Below are 15,691 nucleotides of genomic sequence, written 5' to 3' on the forward strand. Positions count from 1 at the left end.
TGTAACCCTAAAACCTTACGCCTGAAACTTCAAATCAATTTTGTCACCATGCAGGCCATGCTCCTGGCGGCCGGGTTCGGTACCCGGTTGCGTCCCTACACCCTGATCCGTCCCAAGCCGCTTTTTCCGGTCTGTACCCGGCCGCTTATCCTTATTCTCCTCGACATGATGCGCCGGGCGGGCTGCGACCGCATAGTGGTCAACACCCATCACCTGGGCGATCAGATCGAGACTGCCCTGCAGGACAGGGAGGATGTCATTCTCCAGCCTGAGCCGGAGATCCTCGGCACCGGCGGCAGTCTGCGCCGGGCCCTGGAATTGTTTGATCACCGGCCGGTGCTGGTGATGAACGGTGATATCTTTCATAACATCGATCTGGCAGCCGTGTACCGGTATCACCGCCTGAGCGGTAATCTGGTGACCATGGTCCTCCATGACTATCCCCGCTTCAACCGGGTCCGGGTCCGGGGAGACCGGGTGATGGGTTTTGGCCAACAGTTCCGGGCCCGGGAGGAACGGATGCTGGCCTTTACTGGTATCCATGTTCTTGAGCCTGGATTGATTGAAAGAATTCCTCGTCAGGGATTTTATCATATCATCGACCTCTACCAGGACCTGGCAGGGGGCGATGGCGGGATTGGCTGCCTGGTGGTGGATGATTGCTACTGGCGCGATATCGGTACACCTGATGATTATCTGGATCTCCATTGGGATCTGCTCCGGCGCCAGGTGCTGGCGGGGCTGCCCCGGGAGTTCTGTGCACGGTTTGTGGATGGCTGGTGCCTTGGTCAGGATGTGGAGCTGGAGCCCGGGGTGAGGCTGGAGGGGTGGGGATGTCTGGGAGACCGCGTCCGGATAGGGGCCGGAGCCAGGTTGTCTGGTTGCGTGGTATGGGACGGAGCGAGGGTCGAGCCTGGTTGCGGGTATCGGGGCCTGATCATCACTAAGCAAACTGATCGGTGATGCTCCTGCGTATTCTGTTAACCCTCCTGCCGCACTTTTTCTCTATCCCCGCTTCCAGCAAGCCGGTGGTGGTCGGCACCGGAGAAATAGTTGTACCACGAACTGCTTTGATCCAGGCGCCAGTCCTTGGGAGGCAGGATGGGACCCTTGCCAAGGCTGGCCGGAGTGGTCTTTGGTGGCAGACGTTGGTAGACCCGGATCCAGAAGCACCGTTTTTCAGGATGGACCTCGCAGAAGGTATCTCTGCTGCCTCCGCACGGACCATTGACCAGTTTTTTGGGACAGCCGGACTGGGGACAGAGAAAAGTTGTTTCGGTCAAGGTGCAGTCTCCGCACATTCGACAGTCGAAGAAGAGGGTCTTTATCAGCCATTCCAGCGCCCGGATTATCCTGTATCCCAGTTTGTGGCGGCCGATCCGGCGGCCTGTCCGGATAAATATCCGGCCGGAAAAGGTCTGGAGGGAAAACAGGTAATGGTGAAAGAACTGATGAAGCGCCAAGGATCCGGGCCTGCGGCCTGGTGAGAGCTGGACCGGCTGTTTTTTTTCATCATAGAGGTACCAGGTGGAGGGCACGGGAAAGTGGACTTCCTGCCAAAAGGTCTGCCACTTGTTTTGCATGGCCTCGGCCTGATCCAGGATGTAGCGGACATCTTCGAAATGAAGACCGTTGCCGCCGATATGGACCCCATTGTATCCCAGGCCCTGGAGGACACAGAGCATCTTGGCTGCCCGTACAAGCCGGGCCTTCGGGTCATCCGCCTCCTCTTCCATGCGCTGGATCAGAGCAGGGGGCAGGAGAACCCCGGGCACGCCGCCCCTGGCCATCAGACGGGCCACGCCAAGGGAGGGGATGAAGACATTGGCCAGTACTGGCTGGCGGATGCTGTTTTCCCGGAGAAAGAGAATCAGTTCCTCGAATTTGCGGATATCAAAGCCAAGCTGGGTGACAATGAAGTCGGCCCCGGCCCGAATTTTTCGTAGCAGCTTGCCATACTGCCAGACCTGTTCAGGTGCAGTGGTTTTGAACGGCGAAACCACACAGCCGCGGAAAAAAGAGATCGGCGCAAAGCCGGTGGTTCGCTGGCTGGCGTGGCGGCAGTATTCGCCGCTTTCCATGTCTCGCATCAGCTGCAGGGTCTGCATGGTATCGAGATCAAATACCGGCTTGGCCTGACCGTAGTAGCGGGGCCTGGGAAAGTCTCCCCCCATGACCAGCAGGGCGTGGAACCGCAGGCGGTGGTACAGAAAGAGGTGGCTTTCCACCTGGTTGCGGTTCTTGTCCTTGAGAGAAAAATGAATCAGGGGTTCGATGCCCAGGGCCTGGATTTCGGAGCCGATGGCCACCGGGGCCAGGGCTGGGTGGCCTCCGGCGTTGTCTGTTATGGACAGGGCCTTGATACGGCCGTCTTCAGCAGCCAGGCGGGCAAACTCCAGTATCCGGTCCACATGCTTGCCACTTGAGCCCTGGCCCGGGACCAGCTCAAATGTAATGGTGAACTCATCGGGATTTGTGAGGGAGCTGTGAAAACGATTTTCCATGGGCTGAGAATACCATATTATCAGGGCTGATGGCGAAAAATTCTGGTTTTCCCGGCGTGAAAAAAGCCCGGATCGAGAAGAAACAGGAGCCCGGCATCTGTTTGGGTCAGGAGTCTGAATGGAAAAAAAATATCTTGAGAAAACCTGCCAGCTGCTTCGTGCGGCCGGCTGGTCTTTGTCGTCAGGCGAGGTGGAGGTGGACGGTTTTGCACCGGACGGTTCACAGCGGAGATTCTTTCGTCTTCGCACAGCCGGGGGGCGGACAGCGGTCGCCATTCTGCCTCCACCGGATGACCCGTCTGGTATTCGAGAAACCCGGGCATCATGGCATATCGGTTGCCATCTTTACCGGTCCGGAGCGCCTGTGCCCTGTCTTTACGGCTATGATCCTTCAGGTGGGTTACTTGTATGTGAAGACCTTGGTTCCATGCGGCTGCACGACCTTGTCCGCTCTGAAGGTCTGTCGGCACAGGTCAGGTCGTTCTACCGCGAGAGCGTCGGGCTTCTGGTTCGGATGCAGATCCGGGCGGCCAGGGGATTTGATACCTCCTGGTGCTGGGATACTCCTTACTACGATCGCGATCTCATGCTGGACCGGGAATCCGGCTATTTTCTCACCGCCCTGTGTCGGGATTTTCTCCTGCTGGACTACGATCACGCCCGGGTCTGGGAAGAGTGCAGGCGGCTGGCCGACCGGGCGGCCGCCGTGGACCGGGGCTGGTTCCTGCACCGGGATTTCCAGAGCCGCAACATCATGGTGTGCGACAACAGGGTCCGGTTCATCGATTTTCAGGGTGGGCGCCTGGGACCGCTGGCCTATGATCTGGCCTCGCTCCTGATCGATCCATATGCCGGGTTGCCCGGATCCTTCCAGGAAGAGCTCCTCGATCACTACCTGGCAACCCTGGACGGATACGTACCCTGTGACCCGGCGACGTTTCGGGAGGAATATGTTATGCTGGCCATCCAGCGCAACCTGCAGATTCTCGGCGCCTTTGCCTTTTTAGGGCACCAGCGGGGCAAGGTCTTTTTCCGCCGGTTTATTTCCCCGGCCCTGGCCACGCTCAACACGCTGCTTGCCAAAGGAACAGCAGCCGGGTATCCTTGCCTGCGTCAGCTTGTACGTCAATGTATGGAAAAGGTCGAAGATCGACCAAAGGAAGTGTATGACCACTGAGTCACCGACCCTTGTTGCCCTCATCGGGCGGCCCAATGTGGGTAAATCAACCCTGTTCAACCGCATGACCCGGCGCCGGGACGCCATTGTCGATCCCACACCGGGCGTGACCCGGGACCGTCATTACGCGCGTATCACCTGGGAGGACCATTCTTTTGTCCTGGTGGACACTGGAGGGATCGACGACACGGACGATACCATGACCGGTCACATCCGTGAACAGGCCCGTCGCGCCATCAACGAGGCCGACCTGATTCTTTATCTTATGGACGGCCGCCAGGGTCTCACCCCCAGTGACTCCGAAATCGTCGATATGTTGCGGCGGACTGAAAAGAAGGTCTTTTTCGTGGTCAACAAGATCGATAGCCCGGAACTGGAACTGGAGCTGCTCTCTCCGTTCTGGGAGCTGGGTGTGGATAAGCTCTGGCCTCTGTCCGCTGATCACGGCTACGGATTCCGGAGCCTCATGGATGTGCTGGTCGAGCATTTGGAAAAGACCGAAGTGCCGCTCGATCTGCCGGAAGATACCATCAGACTGGCTTTCCTGGGACGGCCCAACGTGGGCAAGTCCTCGATGATCAACCGGATCATCGGCGAGGAGCGGATGGTGGTTTCGGATATCGCCGGTACCACCCGCGATGCGGTGGATACCCTGCTCACCCGCGACAAGTACAGCTACCTTCTCATCGACACCGCCGGCATCCGTCGAAAGGGTAAAACCCGGGACAAGCTTGAAAAATTTTCCATCTTAAAGGCGCTTGGCTCCCTGGCCCGCTGTGACATCGCCCTGGTGCTGATCGATGCCGAGGAGGGGATTACCGAGCAGGACACCAAGATCATCGGCTATACCCAGGAGCAGGGCCGGGCTATCATTATCCTGATCAACAAGTGGGACCTGATCAGGGACGACCTCAAGCGCCAGAAATGGCTGATGCAGGAGATCGAGCTGGCCACCAACTTCATTCCATTTGCGCCGGTGCTCAAGGTCTCGGCCAAAACCGGGTATGGCGTTAAGCGGCTCTTTCCCGAGATCGGCAGGGTCTACCGCCAGTTCCATGCCCGCTTCCCCACCGCGGCCCTCAACCAGTTGCTGGCCGATGCGGTGGTCCATCATTCGCCGCCCATGTACCGGGGGAGGCGGCTCAAGCTTTACTACACGGCCCAGATCAAGACCGGTCCGCCCACCTTTGCAGTGATTGCCAATGCACCCAGGGGGATTCATTTTTCCTACCAGCGCTACCTGACCAACAGGTTCCGGGAAGGGTTGGGTCTTGATCGGATTCCAGTGCGGGTGGTATTCAAAGAACGAAGCCGCAAGGGACAGAAGAAAAAATGAACCTTCTCGATCATCGTATCCCCGAGCCGGAGCTGATGGAGGATGAGGACCAGGCACGGGCCTATGCCGAGGCGGATTTTTCCGCTCCCAATGAGCAGTTTATTTCTCTGTTTGCCGACAAGTTTCCCGATTTCATCCCTCCGGCCCGGGTCCTTGATCTGGGTTGCGGCCCGGCCGACATCCTGATCCGCTTTGTTCGCCGTTTTCCAGGGGTCAGCTGTGTGGGGGTGGATGGTTCAATGGCCATGCTGCAGCCCGGGATCGAGGCGGTCCGGCGGGCCGGGCTTGCCGACACCATCGAACTGCGCTGCTGTTGCCTTCCCGAGCCGGAGCTGCAAAGGGAAGAGAAGTTCCAGGTCATACTTTCCAATTCGCTTCTCCATCACCTGCCCGATCCGCAGGTTCTCTGGCAGACCATCCGTCAGACCGCCGCGCCCGGCTGCCGGGTTCTGGTCATGGACCTGTTTAGGCCGGAAAGCGCGGCAGAGGCCCGGGATATCGTCGAGACCTACAGCGGTGGAGAACCGGATATTCTCAAACAGGATTTCTTCAATTCCCTGCTCGCCGCCTGGCGGCCGGAGGAGGTTCGTCAGCAGTTATCCCTGGCAGGGTTGGACTTTCACTGCGATTCTGTCAGTGACCGGCACCTGGCGGTTTGGGGCGTGCTCCGGTAAAAAACGCATCCCCCCTTCTCTCCTTTTCTGCGCAAAGCACGGCCGTGTGGTCTTGTTGATCGGTTTCCGCCTTGTACAACCGTCTCTCCCCATCTCCTGGAATCCGGCGGGATAATGGAAACCGGCGATTTTTTCCTTTGATACCTTCGTGACCTTGAGGTGCAACGGTTTTGAATACGGATTTTTTTTACATATGCCGGAGCTGACGCTATACTTGGTCCAAGGAGGAAACCGGGATACCTGTATGGTATCCCGAAGGCAACAATTGGATGCGAGGAAGAAAAATGGTCCAGGCATTACAGGTGAAAAGGGGAAGAGCGGTTTTTTTTTACGGAGTGGCTGTTTGTATGGTCAGCCTCATCTCGTTTCTCTGGAGCCGTCCCGTACAAGGGGCTATTCGTGGTATCTGTTCCGATTGCCATACCATGCATAACAGTCAGGGCAATACGTCCATGAATTTTGACGGCAACACAGAACCGAACGAAAATCTCACCAGGGGAACATGCTATGGCTGCCATGCGCAGGGCGGCAGCAGCCCGGTGGTGGCCCTGGGCACCTCGCGTATTCCCCAGGTTATGCACAGTGGGGCAACGGATCTGGCCGGCGGCAATTTCGGTTATATCACCGGTATGAAGGGTAGCGGTGCCGCGGACAGCAAAGGACATAACATCGGAGATCTCACCGGAATCGATGCAGTGCTCTATGCGCCGCCCGGGGGGATCGTCAATGTGGGTGGTCCCAGTCATGTCACCGGCCGCAACGTGAATACGGAAAATCTTTCCTGTGCCGGCGTCAACGGTTGCCATGGCTACAGACATTTTGGTTCCGGGGGGGCCTACCCCAAGGGAATTTCCGGGGCCCATCACAGGAATGTGGACGGTCAGGTTGATCAGGCTACGGAGCCGGCGAACAGCTATCGTTTTCTCATGGCGGTGAAGGGTTTTGAAAGTTCGGACTGGGAAGAGAATCCCAGTCCGGCCAATCATAATGAATATTTTGCTCTATCCCAGCCGGTTCAGCTTGGATGTTCGGGCAGCGCGGTGAAATGCCACAGTGGCCCTGGAGGCCTGACCCAGCCGCCCGACGGCACCATGAGCCAGTTCTGCGCAACCTGTCATGGGAATTTCCACACCGTCGCCACCAGCGAGTCGGATGGAATAGGCAGCAGTGCCAACTCTCCCTTTATCCGTCATCCCACAGATCTATCTCTGCCGGCAAGTGGAGAATATGCGGCCTACACGGTTTACAATCTGAGTGCCCCTGTGGCCAGGCTCACGGTGCCTGCCTCATCAAGCTCCACGGTGACGCCAGGCAGTGATGCGGTCATGTGCCTTTCCTGCCATGTGGCCCATGCCAGTGATTACCCTGACATGTTGCGCTGGGATTATACATCCATGGTTGCCGGATCCAGCGCCGGTAACGGCTGCTTCGTCTGCCATTCAACCAAGAATTAACACTCCGGCCGTCTTCTCCGGCGGTCACAAAGCTGTATCTCTCCCGGTCTGTCCCTTTCCGGGCCGGGAGAGCCCCTCAGGGCTCTCGGCCAAACTTTCTCAGGACATCCAATCGGTTGACTTCCTGTTTTCCGGCCATTCCCTGGACCTGGACCAGCCAGTAGCGCTCCGGCTGCCGGGCTATCCGTTCCCGCAGCTGCCAAGATACCTGGTGGGAATCCTCTATCAGGTTGTAAAACAGCGAATCGACACCGAAGAACCCATCCATCAGGTGGACAATAGTGTGCAGGAGCTTTGTGATATAGCCCTGCTCAAGTTTGGGCCATTGATCCGGGTCGGCCCCGCCTTCCTCGCGAAGCCTGGCGGTGAGTCTGGTGATTGTGTCCCGCTGAGCGGCCAGTCTCCGGTCCAACAGAACCAGGAAGTCTTGGTCCGTTGCCCGGACGATGGAGGAGTCCGGAATATGGATACGGTCATAACGCACCAGAAAGGTCTTGTCGAAAAACGAGCGGATATGGTCAATGCACGCCTGTTGATTTGTGGCTTTCAGCAGAAGTTCGTGATGGCCGACAGGGGTCTGATGTTCCATGGGCAGGGTTCGGGGCGGAAATCTATTGCCTGAATTTGACATAGAGAAATTGAAGCAGTGATTCGATCCGGGCATTGTGGGCAGGATCACCGGGCCGGGGACGGAACTCCGGAGATTTTCTGGCCAGGGTCTCTTCAAATTGCCAGCGATGGGAAAAGATGCGTCCTTCAAGTGAGCGGAGAGCTTCCAACTGTCCTGGCGTCAGGGACGCACCGGTGAGTCTGTCAAGTTTGTCTTTTGTTATTTTCAGGTTGTCCAGCGATGCGGCCTTGATTACCTGGGAAATGGCTCTTTGGTTGAGCCGGGTTACCGATTCCACAGCCTTTTTAAAGGCCACCGCATTAGGGTATTCCTGCCACAGAAGTTTTTTTAGATGTTCCGTTGGAATACCCTGTTCATCCAGGTGGGTCAGGGTCTCCTGGTCCAGTGAGTAGTGGATCGGATGGTATGTTTCCTGTTGAAAGACGTTCTGTAGAAAAAAGAGCGAGATCAGGCTTACTAGGGCCGCGATCACTGGTGTGACAATCCAGCCTGAGGTGATGCCGGCAACGGTCCGCCAGCGGATGGCGCGGCCGCCCTTGAGGAGGCCTATGCCAATGACCGCGCCGACAATGGCCTGGGAGCTTGAGACCGGAACCAGGGGCAGTGACGGCAGGCCGTGGGCCTGGAGCCAGCCTTCGATCGTCTGGGAGGAAAAGATAAAGAGCACCAGTGAATGGGACCAGACCACCACGCAGGCCGCCACCGGAGTGAGGTCAAAGATGCCTCGGCCAACGGTCTCCATGACATGGCGCGAATAGGTGAAAACACCGACGGCAATGGCGATGCCTCCGAGGAGAAAGAGTTGCTGAGCCGATGAGAAGGTAAAGCCCAGGAAGGAGATCGCCTCAAACGGGGCCACAGGGACAAAGACCCCCATGACATTGGCGATGTTATTGGCCCCAAGAGAGTAGGATCCGAAAATACCGGCCAGCAGTAGGGACCACCGGGTCAGGGCATCGAGCTTGAACATGTGGATTTTCAGGGTCCGGATGACCCAGGCCGATAGCAGGTACAGGAGAATGGAAAAGATTCCTGCCAGAACCGGGCAGAAGATCCATGTGGAGACGATTTTGGTAAGTGAGGTCAGGTCGGTCACCGAGCCGCTGAACATGTTCCAGCCAATGATGGCGCCGACAATGGCCTGGGAGGTGGAGACCGGAAAGCGGGCCCGGGTCATCAGATAGACGCTGAAACCGGCGGCAAAGGCGACGATGAAAGCGCCGGCAATGGCATTGACCGAGCCCAGTTTGCCCAGGGTATGGGATGCACCGGCCCCGCTGATCACGGCCCCGAGGATGACAAAGATGGAGCAGTAGATGGCCGCGGTGCGGAACCGGATCATCCGGGAACCGACCGCGGTCCCGAATACGTTGGAGGCATCGTTGGCCCCGAGCGACCAGCCCAGAAACAGGCCACTGGAAAGATAGGCGGCGAACATGGCTCTTCCTACAGGGACCGTTTGATGACATAGATGTTGAGCCGATCGGCCACATCTTCTGCCTTGTCGGCTATTTTATCAATATGGCGGGCAAAATCGCGCATCTGCATCCGGTGGCTCAACCGCAGTTCCTCGGTCCTGAAGATGGCGCTCTGCAGCCTGGTGGCCACCTTGTCCGATTCTGATTCCCAGTAGGATACCTTGTCCAGGTGGTTTGCCACCGAGTCGATGTCCTTGAAAAAGGCCCGGGAGGAGCGGACAATGGCCTCCGAGGCCTCCACCGAGCAATTGACCAGCTGGAGAAAATCGTGCTGGAAGGCCTGGTTGATCTCCGGCCGTTCGATTTCAAAACGCCACAGGGCGCCCTTGAACCGGTCCAGCAGCGAGGCATCCAGGTTCTCCAGCAGCTCCAGCACGTCGCCACGCGATTCCGGGATCAGGGTCTTGGAGTAGAGATAGATCTCGATGTTGCGCCGCAGTTCGTCACCCCGGTGTTCAACCGTGGCGATTTCCTCCAGTCTGCGCTGGAAGTCATCCTGATCCTGCTTCAGATAGGATTCGGCCCCCTGTTTGAAAATAAGCGAAGAGCGGCTCACCTGATCGAGGAAATCATCTATCTGTTTTTCTATCCCGATCTTGTTTTTCAGGATCCTCATAGCGTTACCCCTGATTGTCCGTTGCCACCAATGAGAAATGAAAGCCCGGTCCGCTTCCAGCTTCCCGGGCCAAGTCACTTTGACCGCCAATATCCGGATGGAAAATACCATACACGATATGGTGTTATTGTTTAAAGAAAATAGCAGAAAGGCTGGTCTGTTCCATGCTGCCCGGCGGGAACGAGCCAGTGCTATGGTTTTTTCCAGGTCGCATAGGGCGCTCTGATCAGAGAGGAGTTGAAATACCGTGGATCACCGGTGACCTCTTCGCCAACCCAGTCGGGCTTGGAGAATTCCTGATCCTCACTGGTCAGCTCGATCTCGGCAATGATCAGCCCCTGGTTTTCACCGAAAAACTCATCTACCTCCCATGTGTGGCCGTTGTCCATGATGGTATAACGTTTTTTTTCTATGAGTGGCTTTTCGCACAGGTTGTCAAGCATGGTGAGGGCATCCTGAACCGGAATGGAGTATTCAAACTCCATTCTGGTGACTCCTGCGCTGGCGCCCTTGATGGTGACAAACCCCTGTTGTTCGTCAATGGTTCGAACCCGCACAGTCCTTTCCCTGTCGAGGCAGAGGTATCCCTGACGATAGGGTATGCCGTCAGACTCGTTTCTCCAGGTGTCCCCTCTGACCAGAAATTTTCGTTCTATTTCCAGACCCATTGTGCCTGCCTCCTTACTCTATGCTTTACTGTGGACTTGTGAAAAAAAGTATCTTCATCCAGGTCCATGTCCGGAAGGCGGGAACTGGTCTCGCCATGCTCCCCGGGAAAGCTGATTGTGGTACGATTGCCGCGCGCCCCTGGTCGCCCGGGCTTATTTTTTCAGGGGATCTTGTGGTGATGATGATTTTTTTTGATAACGTATTGTAGATGGGGGAATTTCTCCATGGTTTTTCAGCACCGCGGCTGCCGGGACGATATTTTTTTCATGGTTGCCGGTTGTAACGGGCCAGGGGACCACGTTTGGGGCAGAAAGGGATTCCCAGGGCGTCACCGGGCGATGATTGATAGTTGACTTTTTTTTTACTCTTGGATAGCGTCGCTGAAAAAATATCCTTTTATCCTTTGTCTGTTTTTATTTCGGATGCGGGCGCAAAGTCTTTCTTGTTGTTGCGTTACCGGATAAAATATCCACAGGTCGAGAAACGATTCTGCAACAAAACCCAGGGAGGGTCACGTGAAAAGCCTGATCGGTGATCTTTTTGGCAAGTCGCCTTTTGGACCCATTGTCGAACACAGCAAGAAGGTGCATGAGTGCGTGGAACTGCTGTGGCCCCTGCTCGAGGCCCTTATCCAGGAGGACTTTGACACCATCCACAACCTCCATTCGAAGATGTCGCGCCTGGAACACGAGGCGGATCTCATCAAGCATGATATCCGCAGCTTCATCTCCCAGCGCTATTTTCTGCCTGTGGATCGCTCCGATCTGGTCAACTTCCTTGCCCGACAGGAGCAGATCGCCGATCTGGCCGAGGACTTTGCTGTAGTACTCACCTTGCGTCGGACTATTGTTCATCCGGAAATTCAGGATCTTTTTCTCTGTTATCTTAACCAGGTATTCCAGGTCAGCGGGACCCTGCTGACCGCGGCGGTGGAGTTTAAAAACCTTGCCGAAACAGCCTTTGGCGGGGCCGAGGCCCGTGACGTCCTCAAGCTCATCGAAAACCTGGGCGAGGAGGAGTGGAAGACCGACAAGATGTCGCGCAAGTTGTCGCGGGCCATCTATTCCCTGGAGGGCAGGGAGGATATTCTCAATATTCTTTTTTATGAAAAGATGGTAATCATGCTTGGCTCCATTGCCAACCAGGCGGAAAATGCCGGTGATTACCTGCGGGTGATGATTGAAAAACGATAGCTGAAAGCTTCGGACCTTGTGGTTCGGAGCTTTTTTTTATTTATTTTCCAGGAACCGGGATAAATGGATATCTTGATTATCTGTCTGACAGCTCTCCTTGGTCTCTACATGGCCTGGAATATCGGTGCCAACGATGTGGCTAATTCCATGGCCGATGCGGTTGGCTCCGGATCCATCTCCATCCGTAACGCTGTCATTGCCGCTGGAATCTGCGAGTTCGCCGGCGCAGTTCTGGTCGGATCCCATGTTACCAACACGGTGCGCAAGGGGATTGTCGATCCGGCCATGCTCGCCTCCATCCCCGGTATGGCTCCGGAGGATGCGGCGGTGATCCTGGTTATCGGCATGTCGGCGGCCCTGCTCTCGGCCGCTTTCTGGCTCAACCTTTCCACCATGTACGGTATGCCCGTCTCCACCACTCATTCCATCGTCGGGGCGGTGGCCGGTTTCGGAGTCGTGGCTGCTGGCTGGCAGGCCGTCAACTGGACCAAGATGGGACAGATAGTCGCTTCATGGTTTATCTCGCCCCTGGCCGGCGGCATCATGGCATTTTTAATATTTAATTATATTTCCAGGTCCATTCTCGGCAAGGAACAGCCGGCCAGGGCGGCGATCCGCCATATGCCCTATATTGTCTTTCTGATGACCGTCGTCGTTCTGCTGGCCACCATTTATAAAGGACTTAAGCATGTCATCAAAAATATTCACTGGCTTACCGATACTCGGGCCCTGGCCCTGTCTCTTGGGGTTTCGCTGGTAGCGTCCGTGGTTTCCTATTTCCTGATTCGCGCCAGGCTCCAGGGCCTGGAAGAGGAGTCTCTGGGCAACCAGCTTGAAGCGGTGGAGCGGGTTTTTGTCCCCCTGGTCATCATCAGCTCCTGCTCGGTCGCCTTTGCCCACGGTGCCAACGACGTGGCTAACTCCGTTGGCCCGCTGGCAGCAATTGTCCATGTCCTCAAAACCGGTACCATTGATATGAAGGTTCCGGTGCCTCTCTGGATCCTTGCCCTGGGCGGCATGGGGATCGTGCTTGGCCTGGCCACCTATGGTTACCGGGTTATGATGACTGTTGGAACCAAGATCACCGAGATAACTCCGTCCCGTGGTGTGGCCGCCGATATTGCCGCCACGACCACTGTCCTGGTCTGCACCCGTCTTTCCCTGCCGGTTTCCACCACCCATACCCTGGTAGGAGCGATCCTTGGTATAGGGCTTGCCCGTGGTCTTGGTGGTATCAATCGGCGCATCGTGACTTCCATTTTCGGGTCCTGGCTGTTCACGGTGCCTGCGGCCGCTCTCATGTCGATATTCTTTTTCATGGTGGGTAAGGCCCTCTTTTTCGATTCCCTTCGTGCTGCCATAACAGGATAGATCCTTTACTCAGAAGCCTCAGGCCTCCCTGCTTGACACGCGATGCTGGCTTTGGTATCCCTTCTGTTGTGGTGGCTGTTCTAAAGTTTTCGTTCATGCCAAGGTTTTAAGGAGATCAAGATGAAAAGAGTTTTTGCTGCATTTCTTTGCCTCTGGTTTGGAACCTTCCCGTTTGCCGACAATGCGGCCGCTTCCGGTGATGAAGTGGTGTCTATCATCAAACAGGCGGTCCACCAGTATGAACAGGGAGATTATGCCGGGGCTGCTTCCAACCTTGATTACGCCGCACAGATGATCCGCCAGAAGAAGGGCCGGAAGATCCAGGAGGCCCTTCCTGAACCCATGGCTGGCTGGCAGGCCGAGCAAGCCTCGGCCCAGGCGGTCGGATCGGCAATGTTCGGGGGAGGTGTGACCGTGAGTCGGACATACACCAGGGGAGACGCGGAGGTGGTTGTCAGTATCGTTACCGATTCTCCCCTGATGCAGTCGATGATGATGATGGTCAACAATCCCATGTTTGCCGGAGCAGACGGTGGATCCCTGCAGATAATCAAGGGGCACAAAGCCATCGTGAAATATGATGGAGGAGATCAGACAGGAGAGGTAAGCATGGTCGTTGGCAACAAGTTTATGGTTACGGTAGTCGGAGATGGCGTCAAGCGTGAAGATCTGTTGACCTATGCCGGTGCCATTGATTTTGGTCTGCTGGAAAAGTATTGATTGATGTCCTTTGAAGGTGAAAGCCCCCATGCGGAATGGGAGCGAGGTTCAGGTTCTGTTCATCGCGGCCTGGCCGGATTTCAGGCTTTGCCATGACCGATACTGGTTCTCCCGGGGAGTGCTGCATAAGTTTTTCCCGTGAGAGAATAAAGACCCCTGTCACACCTGGTATAGAATTGGCCTTCTTCCCTCGTGGCAGGGGTTTTTTATTATTTGTATCCTTAAGAGAGAACAGATGACAGACATGAAGAAGGGACAGCCTTGCATGGCCAACCGGCCGGTGACCGATGAGGCTGTGTTCAAGGTCACAAAAGAGATCGTGGTCAAGTTTATCGAGGTCGGAAGGTTGACGCCGGCCAACTTCGAGGAGACCTATGAGCGGGTCTTTGAGACGGTCAAGCGCTCGGCCAGGAACCTGTGAAAGAGGCCAGGCTCGATCCGGCCCTCAATCAAGTGCCGGATCATGTGGAGCATATTCATATCATGGGGATCTGTGGCACCGGCATGGCTGCGCTGGCAGGCATGCTCCAGGAACGCGGCTTCCGGGTTACAGGTTCGGACCAGAATGTGTATCCTCCCATGTCCGATTTTCTGGCCTCCAGGGCGATTCCGGTCATGGAAGGGTATGGACGTGAAAACCTGGAGATGCGCCCGGACCTGGTGGTGGTCGGCAACGTGATCCGGGCAGTTTTCGAAGAGGCCCTGGCCCTCGCCGAGCTGGGGATTCCCTATGTCTCCATGCCCCAGGCCCTTGGCCATTTCTTTCTCGGTCATGCGAAGCCGCTGGTGGTCGCCGGGACCCACGGCAAGACCACCACATCTTCCCTGCTGGCCACGACCCTGTTCCGGTCCGGATCAGATCCGGGATTCATGATCGGCGGCATTGTCGAGGCCTTTGGCAGCAACTTCCATCTGGGTCAGGGCGAGTATTTCGTGGTTGAGGGAGACGAGTACGACACCGCCTTCTTTGACAAGGGATCGAAGTTTCTCCATTACCGTCCCCGGGGCGCCATCCTTACCTCCATCGAGTTCGATCACGCCGATATCTTTACCGATCTGGCGGCTATCAGGAACTCCTTTGTCCGCTTTGTATCCCTGATACCTGAAGACGGCGTGCTGGTGGTTCATGGAGACGATCCGGTGGCCCGGGAAGTCGCCGGTCAGTGCCGGGGGACTGTGATAACCTATGGCTTCGGACCTGATAATGACTGGAGGGTCGAGCAGTTCAGGGCCGATGGACTGACAAGTCATTTTCAGCTTTTCGGAAAGGGAAATAGTTCAGATTATGCTCTCTCCATGCCCGGCCGGCATAACGTCCTCAATGCTTCAGCCGTGATCGCGCTCATGGATCATCTTGGTTTCGAATATCTGGAGATTCGCAGCGGTCTGGCCTCGTTTGAAGGTGTGCGGCGTCGGCAACAGGTCCGGGGCGAGGTCGACGGTATTACGGTGATCGACGATTTTGCCCATCATCCCACCGCGGTGCGTGAAACTGTGGATGCTCTGGCCAGGGCCTGGCCGGACAGACGGCTGGTGGTTGTCTTTGAGCCGCGGACCAATTCCAGTCGACGGACAGTGTTTCAAAAAGACTATGCCACCTCCTTTGCATCCGCCGACCTGGTGTTTGTCCGGGAGCATGTTCCGCTGCAGGGGGTGCTGCCGGAGGATCAGTTTTCTTCTGTCCGACTGGTCAAGGATCTTTGTCAACAGGGTCTGCAGGCCCGCTGTTTTCCGGATACCGGGGCGATCATCGAAGCCCTGGTCCGGGACTGTCGATCCGGTGATGTGGTGGCCATTTTATCCAATGGCGGTTTTGACGGAATCCATCAGCGATTGCTGAAAGCGCTGCAAAAGGAACGCACTTAACG

At 56.4% G+C, this 15,691-nt stretch carries 15 protein-coding genes; 10 read left to right on the forward strand and 5 right to left on the reverse strand.

All coding sequences use genetic code 11. The annotated features are described in order from the left end of the window. On the forward strand, positions 1-963 hold a 963-nt coding region (locus ACXJJY_RS07075; RefSeq protein WP_456386359.1), incomplete at its 5' end, for a nucleotidyltransferase family protein. A gap of 17 nt (positions 964-980) precedes the next feature. Here ACXJJY_RS07075 and ACXJJY_RS07080 read toward each other — a convergent pair. Beyond that, positions 981-2,504, reverse strand: a complete 1,524-nt coding sequence (locus ACXJJY_RS07080; RefSeq protein WP_456386361.1) for a methylenetetrahydrofolate reductase C-terminal domain-containing protein — start codon at positions 2,502-2,504, stop codon at positions 981-983. A 118-nt stretch (positions 2,505-2,622) separates the two neighbouring features. On the opposite strand from ACXJJY_RS07080, the gene ACXJJY_RS07085 reads away from it, so the two are divergent. The 4 genes from ACXJJY_RS07085 to ACXJJY_RS07100 all read left to right on the forward strand — a co-directional run bounded on the left by ACXJJY_RS07085 (position 2,623) and on the right by ACXJJY_RS07100 (position 7,145). Then, positions 2,623-3,681 carry an aminoglycoside phosphotransferase family protein gene (locus ACXJJY_RS07085; protein ID WP_456386363.1) on the forward strand — a complete coding sequence of 353 codons (1,059 nt, stop codon included), beginning with the start codon at positions 2,623-2,625 and terminating at the stop codon, positions 3,679-3,681. Then, the gene (der, locus tag ACXJJY_RS07090; RefSeq protein ID WP_456386365.1) at positions 3,671-5,017 is read left to right on the forward strand and encodes a ribosome biogenesis GTPase Der; all 1,347 of its coding nucleotides are present in this window, start codon (positions 3,671-3,673) and stop codon (positions 5,015-5,017) included. The genes ACXJJY_RS07085 and der overlap by 11 nt, the downstream gene beginning before the upstream one ends. Continuing rightward, positions 5,014-5,691, forward strand: coding sequence for a class I SAM-dependent methyltransferase (locus tag ACXJJY_RS07095; RefSeq protein ID WP_456386367.1), 678 nt, complete (start codon positions 5,014-5,016; stop codon positions 5,689-5,691). Before der ends, ACXJJY_RS07095 begins: the two co-directional genes overlap by 4 nt. A 347-nt stretch (positions 5,692-6,038) precedes the next feature. Beyond that, positions 6,039-7,145: a cytochrome c3 family protein gene (locus ACXJJY_RS07100; RefSeq protein WP_456386369.1), complete on the forward strand. Its 1,107-nt coding sequence runs from the start codon at positions 6,039-6,041 to the stop codon at positions 7,143-7,145. A gap of 76 nt (positions 7,146-7,221) precedes the next feature. Here the strand turns inward: ACXJJY_RS07100 and ACXJJY_RS07105 are convergent, their stop codons facing one another. The 4 genes from ACXJJY_RS07105 to ACXJJY_RS07120 form a co-directional block, all read right to left on the reverse strand. After that, a complete protein-coding gene (locus ACXJJY_RS07105; RefSeq protein ID WP_456386371.1) occupies positions 7,222-7,734 on the reverse strand; it encodes a hypothetical protein in 513 nt (170 codons plus the stop codon). 22 nt (positions 7,735-7,756) lie between these two features. Further along, positions 7,757-9,214 carry an inorganic phosphate transporter gene (locus ACXJJY_RS07110; RefSeq protein WP_456386373.1) on the reverse strand — a complete coding sequence of 486 codons (1,458 nt, stop codon included), beginning with the start codon at positions 9,212-9,214 and terminating at the stop codon, positions 7,757-7,759. A gap of 8 nt (positions 9,215-9,222) precedes the next feature. Continuing rightward, complete coding sequence (locus tag ACXJJY_RS07115) at positions 9,223-9,870, reverse strand: DUF47 domain-containing protein (RefSeq protein WP_456386375.1); 648 nt, start codon at positions 9,868-9,870, stop codon at positions 9,223-9,225. Between the two features lie 191 nt (positions 9,871-10,061). After that, positions 10,062-10,538, reverse strand: a complete 477-nt coding sequence (locus ACXJJY_RS07120; protein ID WP_456386377.1) for a CYTH domain-containing protein — start codon at positions 10,536-10,538, stop codon at positions 10,062-10,064. A gap of 516 nt (positions 10,539-11,054) precedes the next feature. Here ACXJJY_RS07120 and ACXJJY_RS07125 point away from each other — a divergent pair. The 5 genes from ACXJJY_RS07125 (at position 11,055) to mpl (ending at position 15,689) form a co-directional block, all read left to right on the forward strand. Beyond that, positions 11,055-11,732, forward strand: a complete 678-nt coding sequence (locus ACXJJY_RS07125) for a TIGR00153 family protein (protein ID WP_456386379.1) — start codon at positions 11,055-11,057, stop codon at positions 11,730-11,732. A 63-nt stretch (positions 11,733-11,795) separates the two neighbouring features. Further along, the gene (locus ACXJJY_RS07130; protein WP_456386381.1) at positions 11,796-13,103 is read left to right on the forward strand and encodes an inorganic phosphate transporter; all 1,308 of its coding nucleotides are present in this window, start codon (positions 11,796-11,798) and stop codon (positions 13,101-13,103) included. A gap of 120 nt (positions 13,104-13,223) precedes the next feature. Continuing rightward, a complete protein-coding gene (locus tag ACXJJY_RS07135) occupies positions 13,224-13,823 on the forward strand; it encodes a hypothetical protein (RefSeq protein WP_456386383.1) in 600 nt (199 codons plus the stop codon). Between the two features lie 235 nt (positions 13,824-14,058). Further along, complete coding sequence (locus tag ACXJJY_RS07140; protein ID WP_456386384.1) at positions 14,059-14,244, forward strand: hypothetical protein; 186 nt, start codon at positions 14,059-14,061, stop codon at positions 14,242-14,244. After that, positions 14,241-15,689 carry a UDP-N-acetylmuramate:L-alanyl-gamma-D-glutamyl-meso-diaminopimelate ligase gene (gene mpl / locus ACXJJY_RS07145; RefSeq protein ID WP_456386385.1) on the forward strand — a complete coding sequence of 483 codons (1,449 nt, stop codon included), beginning with the start codon at positions 14,241-14,243 and terminating at the stop codon, positions 15,687-15,689. Before ACXJJY_RS07140 ends, mpl begins: the two co-directional genes overlap by 4 nt. Positions 15,690-15,691: the final 2 nt, after the last annotated feature.

This window comes from Desulfolithobacter sp., assembly GCF_054025815.1.

What these genes read in the sequence shown, in the direction of transcription:
- ACXJJY_RS07115 (WP_456386375.1), bottom strand. Translation starts at nt 9,870, where the DNA reads ATGAGGATCCTGAAAAACAAGATCGGGATAGAAAAACAGATAGATGAT.
- ACXJJY_RS07095 (WP_456386367.1), top strand. Translation starts at nt 5,014, where the DNA reads ATGAACCTTCTCGATCATCGTATCCCCGAGCCGGAGCTGATGGAGGAT.
- ACXJJY_RS07120 (WP_456386377.1), bottom strand. Translation starts at nt 10,538, where the DNA reads ATGGGTCTGGAAATAGAACGAAAATTTCTGGTCAGAGGGGACACCTGG.
- ACXJJY_RS07130 (WP_456386381.1), top strand. Translation starts at nt 11,796, where the DNA reads ATGGATATCTTGATTATCTGTCTGACAGCTCTCCTTGGTCTCTACATG.
- ACXJJY_RS07085 (WP_456386363.1), top strand. Translation starts at nt 2,623, where the DNA reads ATGGAAAAAAAATATCTTGAGAAAACCTGCCAGCTGCTTCGTGCGGCC.
- ACXJJY_RS07100 (WP_456386369.1), top strand. Translation starts at nt 6,039, where the DNA reads ATGGTCAGCCTCATCTCGTTTCTCTGGAGCCGTCCCGTACAAGGGGCT.
- ACXJJY_RS07105 (WP_456386371.1), bottom strand. Translation starts at nt 7,734, where the DNA reads ATGGAACATCAGACCCCTGTCGGCCATCACGAACTTCTGCTGAAAGCC.
- ACXJJY_RS07080 (WP_456386361.1), bottom strand. Translation starts at nt 2,504, where the DNA reads ATGGAAAATCGTTTTCACAGCTCCCTCACAAATCCCGATGAGTTCACC.
- ACXJJY_RS07135 (WP_456386383.1), top strand. Translation starts at nt 13,224, where the DNA reads ATGAAAAGAGTTTTTGCTGCATTTCTTTGCCTCTGGTTTGGAACCTTC.
- ACXJJY_RS07110 (WP_456386373.1), bottom strand. Translation starts at nt 9,214, where the DNA reads ATGTTCGCCGCCTATCTTTCCAGTGGCCTGTTTCTGGGCTGGTCGCTC.
- der (WP_456386365.1), top strand. Translation starts at nt 3,671, where the DNA reads ATGACCACTGAGTCACCGACCCTTGTTGCCCTCATCGGGCGGCCCAAT.
- ACXJJY_RS07140 (WP_456386384.1), top strand. Translation starts at nt 14,059, where the DNA reads ATGACAGACATGAAGAAGGGACAGCCTTGCATGGCCAACCGGCCGGTG.